General features: G+C 66.9%; 15 protein-coding genes. 7 read left to right on the forward strand and 8 right to left on the reverse strand.

Annotated features, from left to right (window positions below; all coding sequences use genetic code 11):
• Positions 1–13 precede the first annotated feature (13 nt).
• The 5 genes from queC (at position 14) to pth (ending at position 4,882) form a co-directional block, all read left to right on the forward strand.
• Positions 14–754: a 7-cyano-7-deazaguanine synthase QueC gene (queC, locus tag VGV58_RS17135; RefSeq protein ID WP_326875243.1), complete on the forward strand. Its 741-nt coding sequence runs from the start codon at positions 14–16 to the stop codon at positions 752–754.
• 5 nt (positions 755–759) lie between these two features.
• Complete coding sequence (locus tag VGV58_RS17140; protein ID WP_326875244.1) at positions 760–1,323, forward strand: VUT family protein; 564 nt, start codon at positions 760–762, stop codon at positions 1,321–1,323.
• Positions 1,324–1,572: 249 nt separating this feature from the next.
• Positions 1,573–3,429, forward strand: a complete 1,857-nt coding sequence (locus VGV58_RS17145; RefSeq protein WP_326875245.1) for a putative bifunctional diguanylate cyclase/phosphodiesterase — start codon at positions 1,573–1,575, stop codon at positions 3,427–3,429.
• A 142-nt stretch (positions 3,430–3,571) separates the two neighbouring features.
• Positions 3,572–4,180 (forward strand): 50S ribosomal protein L25/general stress protein Ctc, encoded by a 609-nt coding sequence (locus VGV58_RS17150; RefSeq protein WP_326875246.1) that lies wholly within the window; start codon positions 3,572–3,574, stop codon positions 4,178–4,180.
• Between the two features lie 90 nt (positions 4,181–4,270).
• Complete coding sequence (pth, locus tag VGV58_RS17155; protein WP_326875247.1) at positions 4,271–4,882, forward strand: aminoacyl-tRNA hydrolase; 612 nt, start codon at positions 4,271–4,273, stop codon at positions 4,880–4,882.
• Positions 4,883–4,890: 8 nt separating this feature from the next.
• Here the strand turns inward: pth and VGV58_RS17160 are convergent, their stop codons facing one another.
• A complete protein-coding gene (locus VGV58_RS17160) occupies positions 4,891–5,487 on the reverse strand; it encodes a hypothetical protein (RefSeq protein ID WP_326875248.1) in 597 nt (198 codons plus the stop codon).
• A gap of 96 nt (positions 5,488–5,583) precedes the next feature.
• Positions 5,584–8,487, reverse strand: a complete 2,904-nt coding sequence (locus VGV58_RS17165; RefSeq protein WP_326875249.1) for an autotransporter outer membrane beta-barrel domain-containing protein — start codon at positions 8,485–8,487, stop codon at positions 5,584–5,586.
• Positions 8,488–8,904: 417 nt separating this feature from the next.
• On the opposite strand from VGV58_RS17165, the gene ychF reads away from it, so the two are divergent.
• Positions 8,905–10,002, forward strand: a complete 1,098-nt coding sequence (ychF, locus tag VGV58_RS17170) for a redox-regulated ATPase YchF (RefSeq protein WP_326875250.1) — start codon at positions 8,905–8,907, stop codon at positions 10,000–10,002.
• Positions 10,003–10,132: 130 nt separating this feature from the next.
• Positions 10,133–11,146, forward strand: coding sequence for a MaoC family dehydratase (locus VGV58_RS17175; RefSeq protein WP_326875251.1), 1,014 nt, complete (start codon positions 10,133–10,135; stop codon positions 11,144–11,146).
• A 12-nt stretch (positions 11,147–11,158) separates the two neighbouring features.
• Here VGV58_RS17175 and VGV58_RS17180 read toward each other — a convergent pair whose 3' ends face one another.
• From VGV58_RS17180 to VGV58_RS17205, 6 genes are all read right to left on the reverse strand, one after another.
• Positions 11,159–12,466, reverse strand: a complete 1,308-nt coding sequence (locus VGV58_RS17180) for a GGDEF domain-containing protein (protein ID WP_326875252.1) — start codon at positions 12,464–12,466, stop codon at positions 11,159–11,161.
• A 53-nt stretch (positions 12,467–12,519) separates the two neighbouring features.
• Positions 12,520–13,164, reverse strand: coding sequence for a class II aldolase/adducin family protein (locus VGV58_RS17185; RefSeq protein WP_326875253.1), 645 nt, complete (start codon positions 13,162–13,164; stop codon positions 12,520–12,522).
• The gene (gene mtnA / locus VGV58_RS17190) at positions 13,161–14,270 is read right to left on the reverse strand and encodes an S-methyl-5-thioribose-1-phosphate isomerase (RefSeq protein ID WP_326875254.1); all 1,110 of its coding nucleotides are present in this window, start codon (positions 14,268–14,270) and stop codon (positions 13,161–13,163) included. The genes VGV58_RS17185 and mtnA overlap by 4 nt, the downstream gene beginning before the upstream one ends.
• Before the next feature lie 4 nt (positions 14,271–14,274).
• Positions 14,275–14,820, reverse strand: coding sequence for an adenine phosphoribosyltransferase (locus VGV58_RS17195; RefSeq protein ID WP_126109306.1), 546 nt, complete (start codon positions 14,818–14,820; stop codon positions 14,275–14,277).
• A gap of 69 nt (positions 14,821–14,889) precedes the next feature.
• A complete protein-coding gene (locus VGV58_RS17200) occupies positions 14,890–15,771 on the reverse strand; it encodes an S-methyl-5'-thioadenosine phosphorylase (protein ID WP_326875255.1) in 882 nt (293 codons plus the stop codon).
• Between the two features lie 132 nt (positions 15,772–15,903).
• Positions 15,904–16,782: a cytochrome c1 gene (locus VGV58_RS17205; RefSeq protein ID WP_326875256.1), complete on the reverse strand. Its 879-nt coding sequence runs from the start codon at positions 16,780–16,782 to the stop codon at positions 15,904–15,906.
• Positions 16,783–16,785: the final 3 nt, after the last annotated feature.

Below are 16,785 nucleotides of genomic sequence, written 5' to 3' on the forward strand. Positions count from 1 at the left end.
GGGGAGGCGCGCGATGGCGGCCCTCTCGGCCGGCGCGGACCGAGCCCTTGTCCTCTTCTCCGGCGGTCAGGATTCCACTGTCGCCCTGGCCTGGGCACTGGAGCGCTTCGCTGCCGTCGAGACCATCGGCTTCGACTACGGCCAGCGCCATCGCGTGGAACTGGAGTGCCGCGAGGCGATCCGGAACAAGTTCTCCGAGCTGTCGCCAGCCTATGCCAGCCGGCTCGGGCCGGACCATCTGCTCGACCTGAAGACGCTGGGTGCGATCTCCGACACCGCGCTGACCAGCGAAAGCGAGATCGCCTTCGCCGAGACCGGCCTGCCGACCACCTTCGTTCCCGGCCGCAACCTGATCTTCCTGAGCTTCGCCGCAGCACTCGCCTACCGCCGCGACTGCAAGCACATCGTGCTCGGCGTCTGCGAGACCGACTATTCCGGCTATCCCGACTGCCGCGACGACACGATCAAGGCGATGCAGGTCGCGCTCGGCCTCGGGCTCGACCGCAGGCTCGTGCTGCACACGCCGCTGATGTGGCGCGACAAGGCGCAGACCTTCGCCCTGGCGAAGGAGCTCGGCGGCGAGCCCCTGTTCGAGCTGGTGGTCGAGGAGACGCATAGCTGCTATCTCGGCGACCGCAGCAGGCGCCATCCCTGGGGTTATGGCTGCGGCCATTGCCCGGCATGCGACTTGCGAGCCAGGGGTTTTGCGGCTTATGAGGCCGCGCCGGACGACAGCGGACCTAGAGGCTGTTAGCAACCATGACGATTGATCGGCAGCGCCAGATCGAGGGCTATATCGCCCTCGTCCTCTTCACCCTGACCATCCCGCTCGCCAACTGGATGATCGGGAATGTCGGCACGGTCTGCGTGCCCGACGGCCCCTGCCTCGTGCCCGTCGCGCCCGGCATCAAGGCGCCGAGCGGCGTGCTGATGGTCGGCCTTGCGCTCGTCCTGCGCGACATCGTCCAGCGCCGCCTCGGCCCGTTCGCAGGCCTCGGCGCGATCGCGATCGGCACGCTGATCTCCGGCATGCTGGCTCCGCCGGCCATCGTCCTGGCTTCGACCACGGCCTTCCTGCTCTCCGAGCTCGCCGATTTTGCGGTCTATACGCCGCTGCAGCGCCGCCATTTCGTCGCAGCGATCGCGGCGTCGAGCGTGCTCGGGCTCGTCGTCGACAGCCTGGTCTTCCTCTGGCTCGCCTTCGGCAGCCTCGATTTCCTCACCGGACAGGTCATCGGCAAGGCCTGGATGGTGCTGCTGGCATTGCCGCTGATGCACCTGCTGCGCCGGCGCGACGAGCGTATCGGACTCTCTCCCGCCTAGATCATCGCGCGTCCGAACGGACGCGGCCACGATGATCGATCACAGTGTCATCGCATCGGATTTGTCCGAGAAGTGGAATCCACTTTTCGGTCCGATGCGATAGCAGAACGATCTGCATTCGGTTTTTTAATCAATTGCGATCATCTTGCTCGCCTGAAGATCAGAAAGCCGACAATTCGATCCAAGCGGGAAACGGCGATTTCATGCCCCTGCGGCATAATGGCTGCTCCCGTTCCGCCGAGAGCCCCTATGCGCCGTCCCGATTCCGTCGAGCGTCTGCAAGCCCTGCAAAACGCCATCCTGGAATCGATCGCGCGCGGCGAGGAACTGGCCGCGATCATGACCACGCTCTGCGAGCAGGTCGAAGCGCTCGCTCCCGAGGTGGTCTGCTCGGTCGTCACCATCGACGACGATTTCCGGCTGCGGCCACTCGCGGCCCCGAGCTTGCCGCGCGCCTATGGTGAAGCGGTCAACGGCACGCCGATCGGACCGCGCGTCGGCTCCTGCGGCACGGCGATCTACCGCAAGAGCCCAGTCGAGGTGACCGACATCGCCACCGACCCGCATTGGGAAGGCTATCGCGAACTCGTGCTGCCGCTCGGCCTTCGCGCCTGCTGGTCGAGCCCGATCGCGGCACGCGACGGTCGCGTCGTCGGCAGCTTCGCCTTCTATTATCGCGAACCGCGCGGGCCGGCACTGTTCGAGCGCCAGATCGTCGAGACCTGCGTGCATCTCTGCGCGATCGCAATCGAGCACGACGAGGTGAAGACCCGCAATCACCGCCTCGCCTATTTCGACACGCTGACCGGCCTTCCGAACCGGGCCCGCTTCAACGAGGCAATTGGCCAGGCGACGCGCCGGACCTCGTCGCGCTTCGGCCTCATCCTGATCGACATCGACCATCTCAAGGCGGTCAACGATACCATGGGCCACGCCGTCGGCGACCGGCTGATCGAGGCCGTCGGCGCAAGGCTCGCCGCGGTGGCGCCGGAAGGAACGGCGTTCCGGATCGGCGGCGACGAATTCGCGGTCCTCGTGCCCGGCTGCGACAAGGCCGGGCAATTGCGCGGCGTCGCCAATGCCATCCTCGCCGCCATGCATACGCCGATCGATTGCGAGGGAACCAGCATCGTCCCCAGCGTCACCATCGGCGGAGCTATCGCCGGGGAGGATGGCATCGACAGCGTCACCTTGCGACAGAACGCCGATTTCGCGCTCTATCATGCCAAGGAAACGCGGCGTGGCGGTTATGTCCGCTTCAAGGGCGGCCTGCGGACTTCGATGACCCGCCGCATCCAGACGATCCGCAGCGTCGGCGACGCGCTCGGCGCCGGGCGCCTGATCCCCTACTATCAGCCGATCATCCGGCTCGACAGCGGCGAGATCCGCGGCATGGAGGCGCTGGCGCGGCTTCGTCTCGACGATGGGCGCGTGGTCGCCGCCGGCGAGTTCCAGGACGCCCTGCTCGATCCCAAGCTCGCCTATCGCATCTCCAGCCAGATGCTGCCGGCGATCGCCACCGACATGGCGCAATGGCTGCGCGAGGGCCTGCCGATTCCGCATATCGGCCTCAACGTTACCTCCGCCGATTTCCAGAAGGGCGATCTCGTCCAGCGCATCGTCCGGGCCTTCGAACGGGCCCAGGTGCCGCTGGATCATCTGGTCGTCGAGATCACCGAGCAGGTGATCATGGGCGGGCGCCGCGACGGGGTGGCGCGCACCATCGCAGGCCTGCGCGAGCGCGGCATCCTTGTCGCGCTCGACGATTTCGGCACCGGCTTCGCCTCGCTGACCCATCTGCTCGATTTCCCGGTCGACACGATCAAGATCGACAAGTCCTTCGTCGCCGACATCGAGGGCGGAACCCGGAACGGCGCGATCGTCGAGGCGCTGATCGGCATCGCCAGCCGGCTCGGCATGCGGATCGTGGCCGAAGGCATCGAGAACGACGGCCAGGCCCGGCGCCTGGCCGCGATGGGCTGCCGCCTCGGCCAAGGCTATCATTATTCGCGCCCGATGCCGGCCGAGGCGGTCCCCGCCTTCGTCGGCAGTTTCAGCCGTGCGCTGCCAGGCTCCCTATCGCGCCCGGCCGCCAGCGCCGCCTGAAATCCGGCTCCGGACTTGAGATTGTCGCCGGTTTCGCCTATGAGCCTGCCTGCGCCCCACTGACACCCTTGGAGGCAGGGGCGCGAACCGCAATGGCCGCCAGCAGGCGGCCATGTCTTTTGAAGAACTAAGGATCAGACACATGACCGCCGTGAAGCAGATTCAGGCTTCGGCGCGCGCCCAGGTCGGCAAGGGGGCCGCCCGGGAAGTTCGTCGCCAGGGCCTCACTCCCGCCGTGATCTATGGTGCGGGCGAAGCCCCCGTCGCCATCGCGCTCGATGCCAACAAGACCCGCCAGATGATCTATGCTGGTCACTTCCTGACCACGCTGTTCGAGATCGACGTCGATGGCAAGAAGACGCGCGCCATCCCGCGCGACTACCAGCTCGATCCGGTGAAGGACTTCCCGATCCATGTCGACTTCCTGCGCATCGCTGCCGGCCAGACCATCAAGGTCGAGGTTCCCGTGCACGTCGTCGGCCAGGATCAGTCGCCGGGCCTGAAGAGCGGCGGCACGCTGCAGATCGTCGAGCACTCGCTCGAGATCGAAGTCGCCCCCGAGAGCATCCCTGAATTCATCGAAGTCTCGGTTGCGGGCCTCGCGGTCGGCGACACCCTGCATGCCGACGCGATCAAGCTGCCGGCCGGCGTGACGCTGCTGGCGCGCGACAACCCGACGCTCGTCACCATCGTGCCGCCGACCGTCGAGGCGGAAGCCCCGGCTGCCGAGGCCGAGGCCCCCAAGGCCTGAGCCGGTCTTTCGTCAGCTTGACGAAGCCAACGGACGGCCGGGCATGCCCGGCCGTTTTGCTTTTGACGACAGATTAGCGGACATCGAACAATGCTGATCTTCGCCGGCCTCGGCAATCCCGGCCAACGCTACACCCGCAACCGCCACAATATCGGCTTCATGGCGGTCGCGGCGATCGCCCGCGCCTGCAACGCCTCGCCCTGGCGCGCCCGTTTCCAGGGCTATGCTTGCGAAGCGACGATCGGCGGCGAGAAGGCCCTGCTGCTGCTGCCACAGACCTATATGAACGAGTCCGGCCGCGCGATCGGCGAAGCCGCGCGCTTCTTCAAGGTCGCCCCCGCCGACGTCGTCGTCTTCCATGACGAGCTCGACCTGGCCCCCGCCAAGCTGCGTGTGAAGCTCGGCGGCGGCAATGCCGGCCATAATGGCCTGCGCTCGACCACCGCCGCGATCGGCAACGATTATCGCCGGGTGCGGATGGGTATCGGCCATCCCGGCGACAAGGCACTGGTCCACGCCTATGTGCTCAACGATTTCGGCAAGGCAGAAGAGCCTTGGGTCGAGGACCTCTGCTCTGCCTGCGCCGACAATGCCGCCCTGCTCGCCACCCATGACGACGCCGGCTTCCAGAACAAGGTCCACTTGTTCATGGAGGCGCGCGGTCATGGCGCGGTGAAGCGCCTCGGCGAAAAGGCCGAATAAGGCTCTCCTTAAAGCGGCAGCTGGGCCCCTGCCCTGGCGATCGTCACCCGGCTGCTCGACAGGCTGCCATCGGCCTGCCGGCTCGCGGTCAACGCCACCTGCGCTCCGGCGACGAGATCGGCAACCTGCGCCGGCGCGGCCATGATGATGTTGGCTTCGGGCGTGATCGCGATCGTCTGCTCGCCGCCCGGATAGGTCAAGGTAACGCTGCTGCCGTCGACGCGCGAAACCGTTTCGGCCACGGTCGCGTTCGTCATCGTCGCCTCCGGCAGCACGGCCCAGGGCCGGTGCCCCTCGCCCGTGCCGCGCATCGCCTCGGGGAAGATGAAGACCTGCACGGCCGTCAGCCCGCCCTCGGCTCGCCGGGCACCGACGCCGATGAAGCTGCCCTTCTTGATGTCGGCCATCCCGGCCTTGACTACGGCGCCGACCGAATAGTTGGGCGCGAGCGCGACCGTCGTCGCGCCCTCCTGCGTCTTCACCGTCAGCGACTGGCCGTCGAGCCGTTCGACCGTGCCGCGTATGCGGGTCTGCGGCGTCTGTGCCTGTGCTCCTGCGGCAAAGAGCGTGACGAGGCCGATCAGGGCAAGCGAGGGCAGGCGCATGGAGCAGCTCCGGTAGCCGGTCTTTTTCCGTCGCGCCCACTCGTGCGCGTGCGGCGATCGGGCCGCCATGCACGTTCGCGTGATACGGCCGTTCTCTCAGAAACTGACCTTCAGCCGTGCCTGCCCGCCGATACGCTGGGCGCTGTCGGAAATCTCGCCGTCGAGATGCGCACCGATCGTCACCGACGGGCCGAGCTTGAAGTCGAGCCCCGCCGCCAGCAATGCGCTGTTGCGCGGGGCGCGAGCGCCTTCGATCACGAAGCCGGAGCCAGCCAAGCCGGTCAGCGACGCACTCAGACTGGCATCACGCTGATAATAGTGAGCCCAGGACGCGCGCAGATAGCCCGCGAGCGCCCGGCCGCCCAGCGCACTGCCATAGTCCAGTTGAAGGCCGAGCTCGCTGCGCGAGGTGAGGTCGGTACGCTTGGCCAAAGCGAGCGCGACGGCATTGGCCCCGGTCCAGCTCGCCTCGACGCGGGCCGGGCTGGAGGCTTGCACGGCCTGCAGCGCTGCCAAGGGCGACAGGGTGAAGTCTCCCCAGTTGGCGAGCGCCGAGCTCGCCTGGAGGCGGCCGCTCCAGGCGGTCGTGGTGTAGGACGAGGACAAGGCGCTGCCGAGCAACGGCACGCTGCGCTTCACCTCGGTGTCGAGCACGCCATAGCCGAGCGCCGCTGCGAGATTGACCGCCCCCAGCCGCGCCGTGCCGTAGAGGCCGGCCTGGAAGATATCCGCCTCGGCCTTGCCGAGCCCGCCCGCCAGTGACGCTTTCGCACTGCCGCCCGAGAGCGCAAAACCGATTATCGAACCGGGAGCGATCTGCAGATCGGCGCCGGCTGCCAGATGCGCATCGTCGAGATCGCGCCGCGCCAAGCCGATCCGGGCCGAGCCGTCGGCGCGGCCGGATCCCCCGAACGCCGCACCCCAGACCGAGTAGCGCGGCGCCTGCAATGGCTGCGAGACCTCCGTTGCAGCCGGGCCCTTCGGCGCCAACGCTGAGAAAGCCGCCAACCCTGCCGGCTGCCCCGCTGCTCCACGTCCCGCTGCGAACGGGTCGAGCATCGCCCGCAGGAACTGGTCGGCTGCCGAGAACGCCATCGCCGGAGCCGCCGTATGAACCTCGCCCGAAAGCTGGTTCACCGCGGCGGGAATCGATGCCGCCGGCAGATTGTAGATGGCGAACAATGCAGACACGTCCGCACCACCCGCAACCGCCCGGTCGAGCCCGCTGGCGACCGCATGCGCGTTGGACGGCGCTGCCACCAGATCGGCCAGCGACTTGGGAGACAGCGAGATCAGCAAGTCGTTCGCGGTATAGGTGACGTCGATGGCGATGCCTGCTCCGAATGCGGACGACGAATCCACCGTGCCGAAACGCGTGCCACCGAGACCGCCTTGGGCCGAGACCAGGGTATAGGACGTCCCGAAGGTATAGCTCCCCGACAGCCAGCTGAGCTTCAACGTGCCCGCCAGGCTCGCCGTGCCGGTCACGTTGATGCGGTCGGAGCTCGTTCCCTGGATCTCCGCCTGATAGGTCGACTTCGCGCCCATCGTCAGGTTGCCGTTGATCGTCAGCGTGCCCGGCGAATTGCCGGGGGAGATCGTGCCAAGCACCGTCGTCGATGGCAGTTGCCCTGTGCCGCTGATGGTGCCTTGCTCTCCGACCGTCACACTGGAGAACGTAGCCAGCGACCCCTCGGCGATGAGGACGCCACCGGTCACCTCCATCGACCCGGTGAAGGTGTTTTTATCGCCGCGCAGTGTCGTCGTCCCGCTTTCTTGGACGATCGTGCCATTTCCGGTGATGTCCGCGTCGACGACGTAGTTCGTTTCCGTGTGATTGAAGACGAGCCGCCCGGTTCCGCGGCCGAAACGGATCTCTGAGACATCCAGGGTGCCCGCCGACTGCGCCTGCTGGCCCGACGCCGCGCCGATGTTCACAGTACCGGTCGAGCCGGTCTTGTTGGCAATGACCAGCATCCCCGAGCCATTGTCCACACTCACCTTGCCGCCATTGTCGACGGTAAGCTCGCCAGTGCCGAGATTGCCGACCATCACATAGACGGTGCCGAGCCATTGCGAGTTCGCGCCGGTCACGCGCAGCTCCCCGCGCGATCCAGTCTCGTACGCCAGGATCCCCTGCTTGGTCGTGAAGGTGGCGCCGTCGGCGACGGTCGCGCTCCCTTGACCGTTCATGCCAATGACCGTGAAACCAGTGCTCGTCAGCGTCGTGCCGGCGCCCTCGAGGGTGAGGGATCCCTGTCCCCCGGCGACCCATCCCAGGTAGACGTTGTAGGATACCGTTACCGTGCTGCCATTCGAGACGGTGGCATCGCCACGACCCGATTGGCCGATCATCAGCGCGCCCCGGACGTTCCAGCTCGCCGCATCGACGGTGGCTGTTCCGGTCGCTCCTGCATTGTAACCCAGGGTGACCGCGCGATCGTCGGCCTTGGCACCCGCCAGAATCTGGTATGAGCCCTTGCCCTGATCGCCGACGACGTGACCGTTGCCGTTGTACCAGGACGTCCCGGCTCCGGTAACGACGATGCTGCCGGAACCGGTGGTGAAGACACCGCTCCGGACGAACTGGTTGAAGCTCACGCTCGCGCCGTTCGAGACGGTGAACGTGCCGCTGCCTCTATAGCCGAGGTCGAGATAGGTGCCGTTCCACGTGCCGTGATCGACATGCGCCGCCCCGGTCTCCCCGGCGAGATTGCCGATGGTCACGTAATCGGTCGTGGTGATCACGCCTCCGGACGCCACGGTCAGCGACTGGCCGGCCCCGGCGGCACCGATGCCAAGCGTCTTCGCGGTGGCACCGGGTGCGGTGATCATCGGCGCGATAGCCGAACCGGATCCGATGAGGACGGCAGTCGCCCCTGTGGGAAGGGCTCCGGTCGACCAGTTGCCCGGCGCATACCAGTCCGATGTGGCGCCTTGCCATGTGGTTTGCGCGAAACCGGGCGTAGCGGCGAACGCAAACAGGCTCGCCGTCGACATGACAGCCGCCTTGGCACCCACCGAGGCGGCACGACCTAGGGTAAGCATAGTTATCTCTGAAATATCTGAGGAATTCGGAAACCATGAAACCTAACGTTACACTCTCCCCCGACCAATCGGATTCTCGGCTGAAATCCGATGAAATGTGAACAGCCGTACAAATCGTGCGCTGGCCGCCCTCTTGCGTGATTAGAGTGAGAAGGCATACTCGGCGATTCACGAACCTTCCGCTGAGGAAGCGACTCTCGTCCTCGCGGCGACAGATCCGGACATCACCGTGGCCATGCATGCTGCGGGGGCAGGTGAACCCTGCGCCATCTTGTCTTTTGGCGCTCGGGCGCCAATAAGGCCCGAAGCATTCACATCATCATCTCGTCACCGCCCCTTTCGCGGCGGCAACGCAACGGATCAGCCAGCATGGGCTTCAAATGTGGTATCGTCGGCCTGCCGAATGTCGGCAAGTCGACCCTCTTCAACGCGCTGACGCAGACGGCGGCGGCGCAGGCGGCGAACTATCCGTTCTGCACGATCGAGCCGAACGTCGGCGACGTCGCCGTGCCCGACGAGCGGCTTGAGCAGCTTGCCGCGATCGCCGGCTCGAAGGAGATCATCCCGACCCGGCTGACCTTCGTCGACATCGCCGGGCTCGTGCGCGGCGCCTCCAAGGGCGAAGGCCTCGGCAACCAGTTCCTCGCCAATATCCGCGAATGCGATGCCATCGCCCATGTCGTGCGCTGCTTCGAGGATGGCGACATCACCCATGTCGAGGGCAAGGTCTCGCCGGTCAACGATATCGAGATCATCGAGACCGAGCTGATGCTCGCCGATCTCGAAAGCCTCGAGAAGCGCGTCCTGCCGCTGGAGAAGAAGGCCAAGTCCGGCGACAAGGAGGCCAAGGAAGCCGCCGACCTGATGAACCGCTGCTTGGCGCTGCTGCGCGAGGGCAAGCCGGCCCGCCTCGTCCAGGTCGCGGCCGAAGAGCGCAAGGCGTTCGAGATGCTCGGCCTGCTCTCTTCCAAGCCCGTGCTCTATGTCTGCAATGTCGAGGAAGCCAGCGCCGACAAGGGCAACGGCTTCTCCGAGCAGGTCAAGGCTCGCGCTGCCGAGGAAGGCGCCGTCGCCGTCGTGGTCTCCGCCAAGATCGAGAGCGAGATCGCGGTGCTGCCGGCCGGCGACCAGAAGGACTATCTCGAAGCCGTCGGCCTCGACGAGCCCGGCCTCAACCGGGTCATCCGCGCCGGCTACGCCCTGCTCAACCTCGTCACCTATTTCACCGTCGGCCCGAAGGAAGCCCGCGCCTGGACGATCGAGAAGGGCACCAAGGGGCCGCAGGCCGCCGGCGTGATCCATACCGATTTCGAGAAGGGCTATATCCGCGCCGAGACCATCGCCTACCCGGATTACATCGCCAACAAGGGCGAGGCCGGCGCACGCGAGGCCGGCAAGTTCCGGCTCGAAGGCAAGGAATACGTCGTCGCCGACGGCGACGTGCTGCATTTCCGCTTCGCCAACTGAGCCTCCACCGCCGGAGCGGACACCGCTCCGGCGCCATGTCCGGTGAGCATTCGGAGTTTGCGCGTTTTCCACTCGATTGCCGGCAGCCTCCCGCGCAGGATACGCGCCTGATCAACGAGATGGACTAGCGATGCTCTACTTCGAGGATTTCGTCCCGGGCTCTGTCCACGAATACGGCTCGCTTCCCGTCTCGCAGGACGACATCCTCGCTTTCGCGGGGCGTTTCGATGCGCAGGATTTCCACATCGATCCCGACAAGGCCAAGGCGAGCTTCGTCGGCTCGCTGATCGGCTCCGGCTGGCACAGCTGCGCCCTGCTGATGCGGCTCGCCGCCGAGGCCTTCTTCCTCGACACGACCTCGATGGGCTCGCCTGGCGTCGAGGAGGTCAAATGGCTGCGCCCGGTCAAGCCTGGCGACACGCTGCGCCTGCGCTGGACTATCGCCGAGACCAAGGAATCGCGCTCGCGACCGGAGATGGGGCTGGTGAAATTCCGCTTCGAGCTGCTCAACCAGCGTGGCGAGCCGGTGGTCGAGCAGAACAACTGGGTGATGTTCGGCCGCCGCGGCTCAGGCTTCGAGGCGGCACGTGGCGACTGGCTGGCACATCCTGCGAGCTATGAGCCACCGCAGGTGACCGTCGCCGTCGAGCCGCCCTCAAGGCCGACCGCCCCTCCCCGCTATTTCGACGAGCTGGCGATCGGCGACAGCTACGAGCTCGGCAGCCTCGTCTTCACCCCGCAGGAGATCGTCGCCTTCGCCCGCTCCTTCGATCCTCAACCCTTCCACATGGACGATGAGGCGGCGCGCAGGAGTTCCTTCGGCAGCCTCTGCGCCTCCGGCTGGCATACGGCGGCAGGCTGGATGGCGGCGATGGTCAGCCACCGCCGCCGGCAGGAGGCCATGCTCGCCCCCGATGCAGCTCCGCGGCTCGGCCCCTCGCCCGGCTTCAAGAACCTGCGCTGGCTGAAGCCGGTCTATGCCGGCGACCGCATCACCTATCACTCGGCCGTCGCCGACAAGCGCCCGAGCTTCTCGCGGCCGGACTGGGGCCTGTTCTTCCACCACAACACCGGCGTCAACCAGAACGGCGAGACGGTGTTGAGCTTCGACGGCTGCGTCTTCATCGAACGCAAGCCGGGCTGAGGCGGGCGTGGCTCAACTGGCGGCGCGGCGCAACACCGCCGGCGGGCTTGCCAGCTCGATGCGGTCGCGGCCATTGCGCTTGGCGGCGTAGAGCGCCTCGTCGGCATTCGCATGGAGGCTGGTGCCATCCAGCGGCCCCTCCCCGGCGCATAGGCCGATCGAGACGGTCACGCCCGTCAATTCGTCATGTAGCAGGCGCCAGGGCACGCGGCGCAAGGCACGGCGAATGGTCGTCGCCACCTCCTTCGCAGTCGCGATCGACGCGTCGCCGAGCAGGACGCCGAATTCCTCGCCGCCGATCCGGGCAACCAGCGTCGAGGCCTGGGTGACCTGGGCCGCGATGACTTCGGCGATCGCCTTGAGGCAGGCGTCTCCGACGAGATGGCCGAAGCGATCGTTGATCGTCTTGAAGTGGTCGACGTCGATCATCATCAGCGCCAGCGGCTCCGGCCGGGCGGCGGCATCGGCGAGCCGTGTGACGAAGCGGCGGCGATTGGCGAGGCCGGTCAGGCCATCGGTTTCCGCCAGCTCCGCCAGCGCCGCATTGGCGCGGCGCAACGCCTCCTGCGCTTCCAGCAGCTCCATCTGCTGGCGCTTGGCGACGGTGATGTCGGCATGGGTGAAGAAGCTGACGCCGCCCTTGCTATGCCGCGCGATCAATCTCAGCCAGCGCTGGCCGGGCAGTTCGATCTCGAAGGGAACGCCGTCATAGCGCAGGCCGTTGCTGATCGCCGCGCGCCAGGCCCCAATGGGCGAGGCGCCGCGCCAGCACCAGGCGATGATCTCGTCCAGGCTACGGCCGACCACAGGCGTGCCGCTGGGCAGGTCGTAGAGCCGCCGGAAGGCGTTGTTGGTGGCGATCACCCGCTGCTTCGCATCGAGGATCGTGGCGCCGTCGGGGATGAAGCGCAGCGCGTCCATGACCGGCAACACCAATTCGGGGGCCGCCTCGGACGGGGTCTCGACATCGAGCGTCTGCCAGAGCCGCACCCGGCCGCCATCCGGAGCCCGCAAGGATGAGGCGCGCAGCTTGCGGCCGTTATGGATGAATTCGAAGGGCTGCGTCTGGTTCTCGTGGCGGGTCACGCCTTCGGCGACATGCCGCGCGATCTCCGGCATCTCCTCGGGCGAAAGCCTGAGCTGATAAAAGCGCTGAAGGTTGTCGGCATAGGGCTCACCGACATAGATCTCGCCGACGTCCTCGGGGAATATCTGCAGGAAGGTCTGGTTCCAGCACAGCGCCCGCATCTGCGCATCGTATTCGCAAACGCCGATACCAAGGGCGTCAAGCGAGTCGAGCAGATAGCGCGAGAGCTTCATCCCGCCCTCAATAGAGGAGAGCCGTTAACAACCGGTGAGATCGGCCCTTAAGATCAGCCGACCTTGCCGTAACCTGCGAACTTCGCTGAGACACGCACCATCTCGGCCGCATCGAGGATGACCGGCTCGAGCCCGGCAGCGAGCAGGTCGAGATACTGCCCGGCGAGGTTCTCGACCTCGGCGACGATGGTGTGCGCGCCCGCCAGGCTCGCCCCCAGCGCGATCACGCCGTGATTGGCGAGCAGCACCGCCTTGCGGCCGTCCAGCGCCCTGACCGCATTCTCCGCCAGCTCCGGCGAGCCGAAGGTGGCATAGTCGGCGCAGCGGACATCGGCCCCACCACAGAGCGCGATCATGTAGTGGAAGGCCGGGATGCCCCGCCGGGCGCAGGACAACGCCGTGGCGCGTGGCGAATGCGTGTGGACGATCGCCTGCGCATCCGGCCGCGCCTTGTAGATCGCGACATGGAACGGCCATTCCGAGGACGGCTTGCGCTCGCCCGAGAGCACCGCGCCGTCGAGCGACAGGTAGATGAGGTCCTGCGGTCGCGTCTTCGCATAAGGCAGGCCGGATGGCGTGATCAGGAAACCGTCGCCGAAGCGCGCCGAGACATTGCCTGATTTCGACGGGCAGAAACCGGCCTTGTCGATCGCCCGCGCGACCGCGACGATCTCCTCGCGCAGTGTCAACTCCTTCATGCCGCCTGTCCCTGTGCGAGGTCCGGAAAGAGCCGGGCCAGCCCCTCGGCGCTCGCCGGCGCAATGCCGCGTTCGGTGATCAGCCCAGTCACCAGCCGCGCTGGCGTCACGTCGAAAGCCGGGTTGCAGGCCGCGCTACCCGGCGCCGCGACCTGGAAGAAGCCGGTACGGCCATCCTCGCTCTGGCCGAACAGATGCGTGACCTCGCGCTGGCTGCGCTCCTCGATCGGGATGTCCTTCAGCCCGTCAGCAAGCGTCCAGTCGATCGTCGGCGAGGGCAGCGCCACATAGAACGGTACGCCATTGTCCCTCGCCGCCAGCGCCTTGAGATAGGTGCCGATCTTGTTGCCGACGTCGCCGGTGGCGGTCGTTCGGTCGGTACCGACGATCACCATGTCGACCTTTCCATGCTGCATCAGATGCCCGCCGGCATTGTCGACGATCACCGCATGCGGCACGCCATGGCTGCCGAGCTCATAGGCGGTCAGCGCCGCGCCCTGGTTGCGCGGTCGGGTCTCGTCCACCCAGACATGGACGGCGATGCCGGCGTCATGCGCCAGATAGATCGGCGCCAGCGCCGTGCCCCAGTCGACGGTGGCGAGCCAGCCGGCATTGCAATGAGTCAGGATGTTGACCGGCTCGCCCGCCGGTTTCTTGGCCGCGATCTCACGGATCACGCCGAGCCCATGCTCGCCGATGGCATGGCAGAGCGCGACATCCTCGTCGCAGATCGCGCCCGCCTCGGCATAGGCCGCAGCGACCCGCTCGGCCTCCGGCAGGTCGATCAGGCGCTTGCGCATCCGCGCCAGCGCCCAGTGCAGGTTGACCGCCGTCGGCCGGGTCGCGCCCAGCAAGGCAAGGGCCTGTTCCAGCGCAGCATCGGAGGCATCGACCCGCAGGGCGAGCGCGACGCCATAGGCCGCGGTCGCGCCGATCAGCGGGGCGCCACGGACGGTCATATGGCGGATCGCATGCGCGGCTTCTTCGGCGGTCGCCAGCCGCACCGTCTCGAAATGGAAGGGCAGTCGCGTCTGGTCGATGACCACAACGCCCCAGCCGTCATCGTCGAGCCAGATGGTGCGGTAATGCCGTCCGTGGATCTTCATGGCGTCAATGCCCCGCGAAGGAGACCAGCGTACGCACCGGCACGCCGAGCCGCCTGATCTTGTCGGCACCGCCGAGGTCCGGCAGGTCGATGATGAAGCAGGCGGCGACGACTTCAGCCCCGAGCGAGGAGAGCAGCTTCACCGCCGCCTCCGCCGTGCCGCCGGTGGCGACGAGGTCGTCGACCAGCAGCACCCGCTCGCCGCGCGAGACCGCATCCTTGTGGACCTCGATCTCGTCGGCGCCATATTCGAGCGAATAGGGCATGCCGACCGTCTCATGCGGCAGCTTGCCCTTCTTGCGCACCGGCACGAAGCCGGCCGAAAGCTGATGCGCCACGGCGCCGCCAAGGATGAAGCCACGGGCCTCGATCCCGGCGATCTTGGCGATCTTCAGGCCGGCGAAGGGCTGCACCAGCTCGTCCACGGCGCGGCGGAAAGCGCGGGCATCCCCGAGCAGCGTGGTGATGTCGCGGAACTGGATTCCCGGCGCCGGATAATCGGGGATCGTCCGGATCGCATTCTTCAGATCGGCGAGCGCGCTACGGTCCATGACAAAGTCCATCGGCTGGGGCGGCTCCTCTTAACCCGAGGTGGCCGTTCCGGGAAAGCCGGAGCAGCGTCAGCCCTGCGCCTTCAGCACGCGCCCGGCCACTGCGTCGAGCTTGGCCAGGAGCCTGGGGTCGCGATGCTCCGGCGCCGTGACGATGGCGAAGTCCAGAGCATTGTGCGAACCAGCCGGGCAGGCCTCACGCTCACGCGGGAAATCGGCGGCAAGCCGCGCCACCAGCCTGCGCGCCTTGTCGGCATTGGCGTGCAGCACCGCGATCACGGAGGCGACATCGACCGCGCCATGCTCCTCGTGCCAGCAATCATAGTCGGTCACCATCGCGACGGTGGCGTAGGTGATCTCGGCCTCGCGGGCGAGCTTGGCCTCCGGCATCGCGGTCATGCCGATCAGGTCGTAGCCGAGGCCCTTATAGGTCAGCGATTCCGCCAGCGTCGAGAATTGCGGGCCTTCCATGGTGACGAGCGTGCCCCCCTTGACGAAGGGCAGATCCTCGGCGGTGGCCGCCGCGGCGATCCGCTCCTGCAGGGCCGGGCCGACAGGATGCGCCACCGAGACATGGGCGACGCAGCCCTTGCCGAAGAAGGAACTGGCGCGCCCTGCGGTGCGGTCGACGAACTGGTCGACCAGCACGAACAGGCCGGGATAGAGCTCGGCCTTGTAGGAGCCGCAGGCCGAGAGCGAGACGAGGTCGGTCACCCCTGCCCGCTTCAGTACGTCGATATTGGCGCGGTAGTTGATCTCGGAAGGCGGGATCGCATGGCCGCGGCCATGGCGCGGCAGGAAGACGATTCTGGTCTCGCCCATCCGCCCGATCCGGAGCACGTCGGACGGCTCGCCCCAGGGGCTCTCGATCCGCTCCTCGCGCAGATCGGTCAGGCCCGGCAGGTCGTAGATGCCGGAGCCACCGATGATGCCCAGAACCGCTTCAGCCATGCCTTGGTCTCCGATGATTGCCCGGATAAGGATCGAGATTCGTGACAGCCGTAACACGGCGGCACGCGATCGAATGCAGCCCACAAACGAAAAGGGCCCCGTCACCGGGGCCCTTTCCAACTCAGATCTCACTCAGTGCGCCGAGGCGTGGTCGGGCAGGCGCGACCAGATCTTCTTCTTGGTGAAGTAGAGCAGCCCGGCGAAGAGCGCGAGGAAGATCATCACCTGGAAGCCCATGCGCTTGCGCGCCTCGAGATGCGGCTCCGCCATCCAGACCATGAAGGCGGAGACGTCCTTGGCGTATTGCTCGACCGTCTCCGGCACCGGCGACTTGCCGTCCGCCCCCTTCGGGTACTCGACCTGGCCGTCGCTCAGCGGCTTCGGCATCGCGATCAGGTGGCCGGGCATGAAGTTGTTGTAGTTCTGCCCCGGCAGCAGCGTCACGCCGGCCGGCGGCTCGGCATAGCCGGTCAGGAGCGCGACGATATAGTCCGGCCCCTGCTCCTGATACTGGGTGAAAATGTCGAAGATGAAGGTGGGGAAGCCGCGCGTATAGGTGCGCGCCTTGGCCAGCATGTCGATCGGCGGCGGATAGGCGCCGCCATTGGCAGCGCGGGCCGCCTGCTCGTTCGCGAACGGCGCCGGGAAGGCGTCGGCCGGACGGCCGGGACGCTCGAACATCTCGCCAGAATCGTTCGGGCCGTCCTTGATGTTGGTGTAGCTCGCCGCCAGCGCCGCGACCTGCGAAGCGGTGAAGCCGGGGCCGCCCGGCTGCGCCAGGTTGCGGAACCGGATCAGGCTCATCGCATGGCAGTTGGCGCAGACTTCCTTGGCGACCTTGAAGCCGCGCTGCAGCTGCGCCTGGTCGAACTTGCCGAACGGGCCGGCGAACGACCAGTGCTGCGCCGGCGGCTTCGGCGCGCCTTCGGCTGCCAGGGCAGGCGCGGCGACGGCGAGGGCAAAGCCAGTGACGAGACCGGCGAGCGATAGGCGGAGGGACATCTTGCTCATGGT

Origin of the sequence: Allobosea sp., assembly GCF_035944895.1 — a bacterium.
Classification (GTDB): Bacteria; Pseudomonadota; Alphaproteobacteria; order Rhizobiales; family Beijerinckiaceae; genus Allobosea.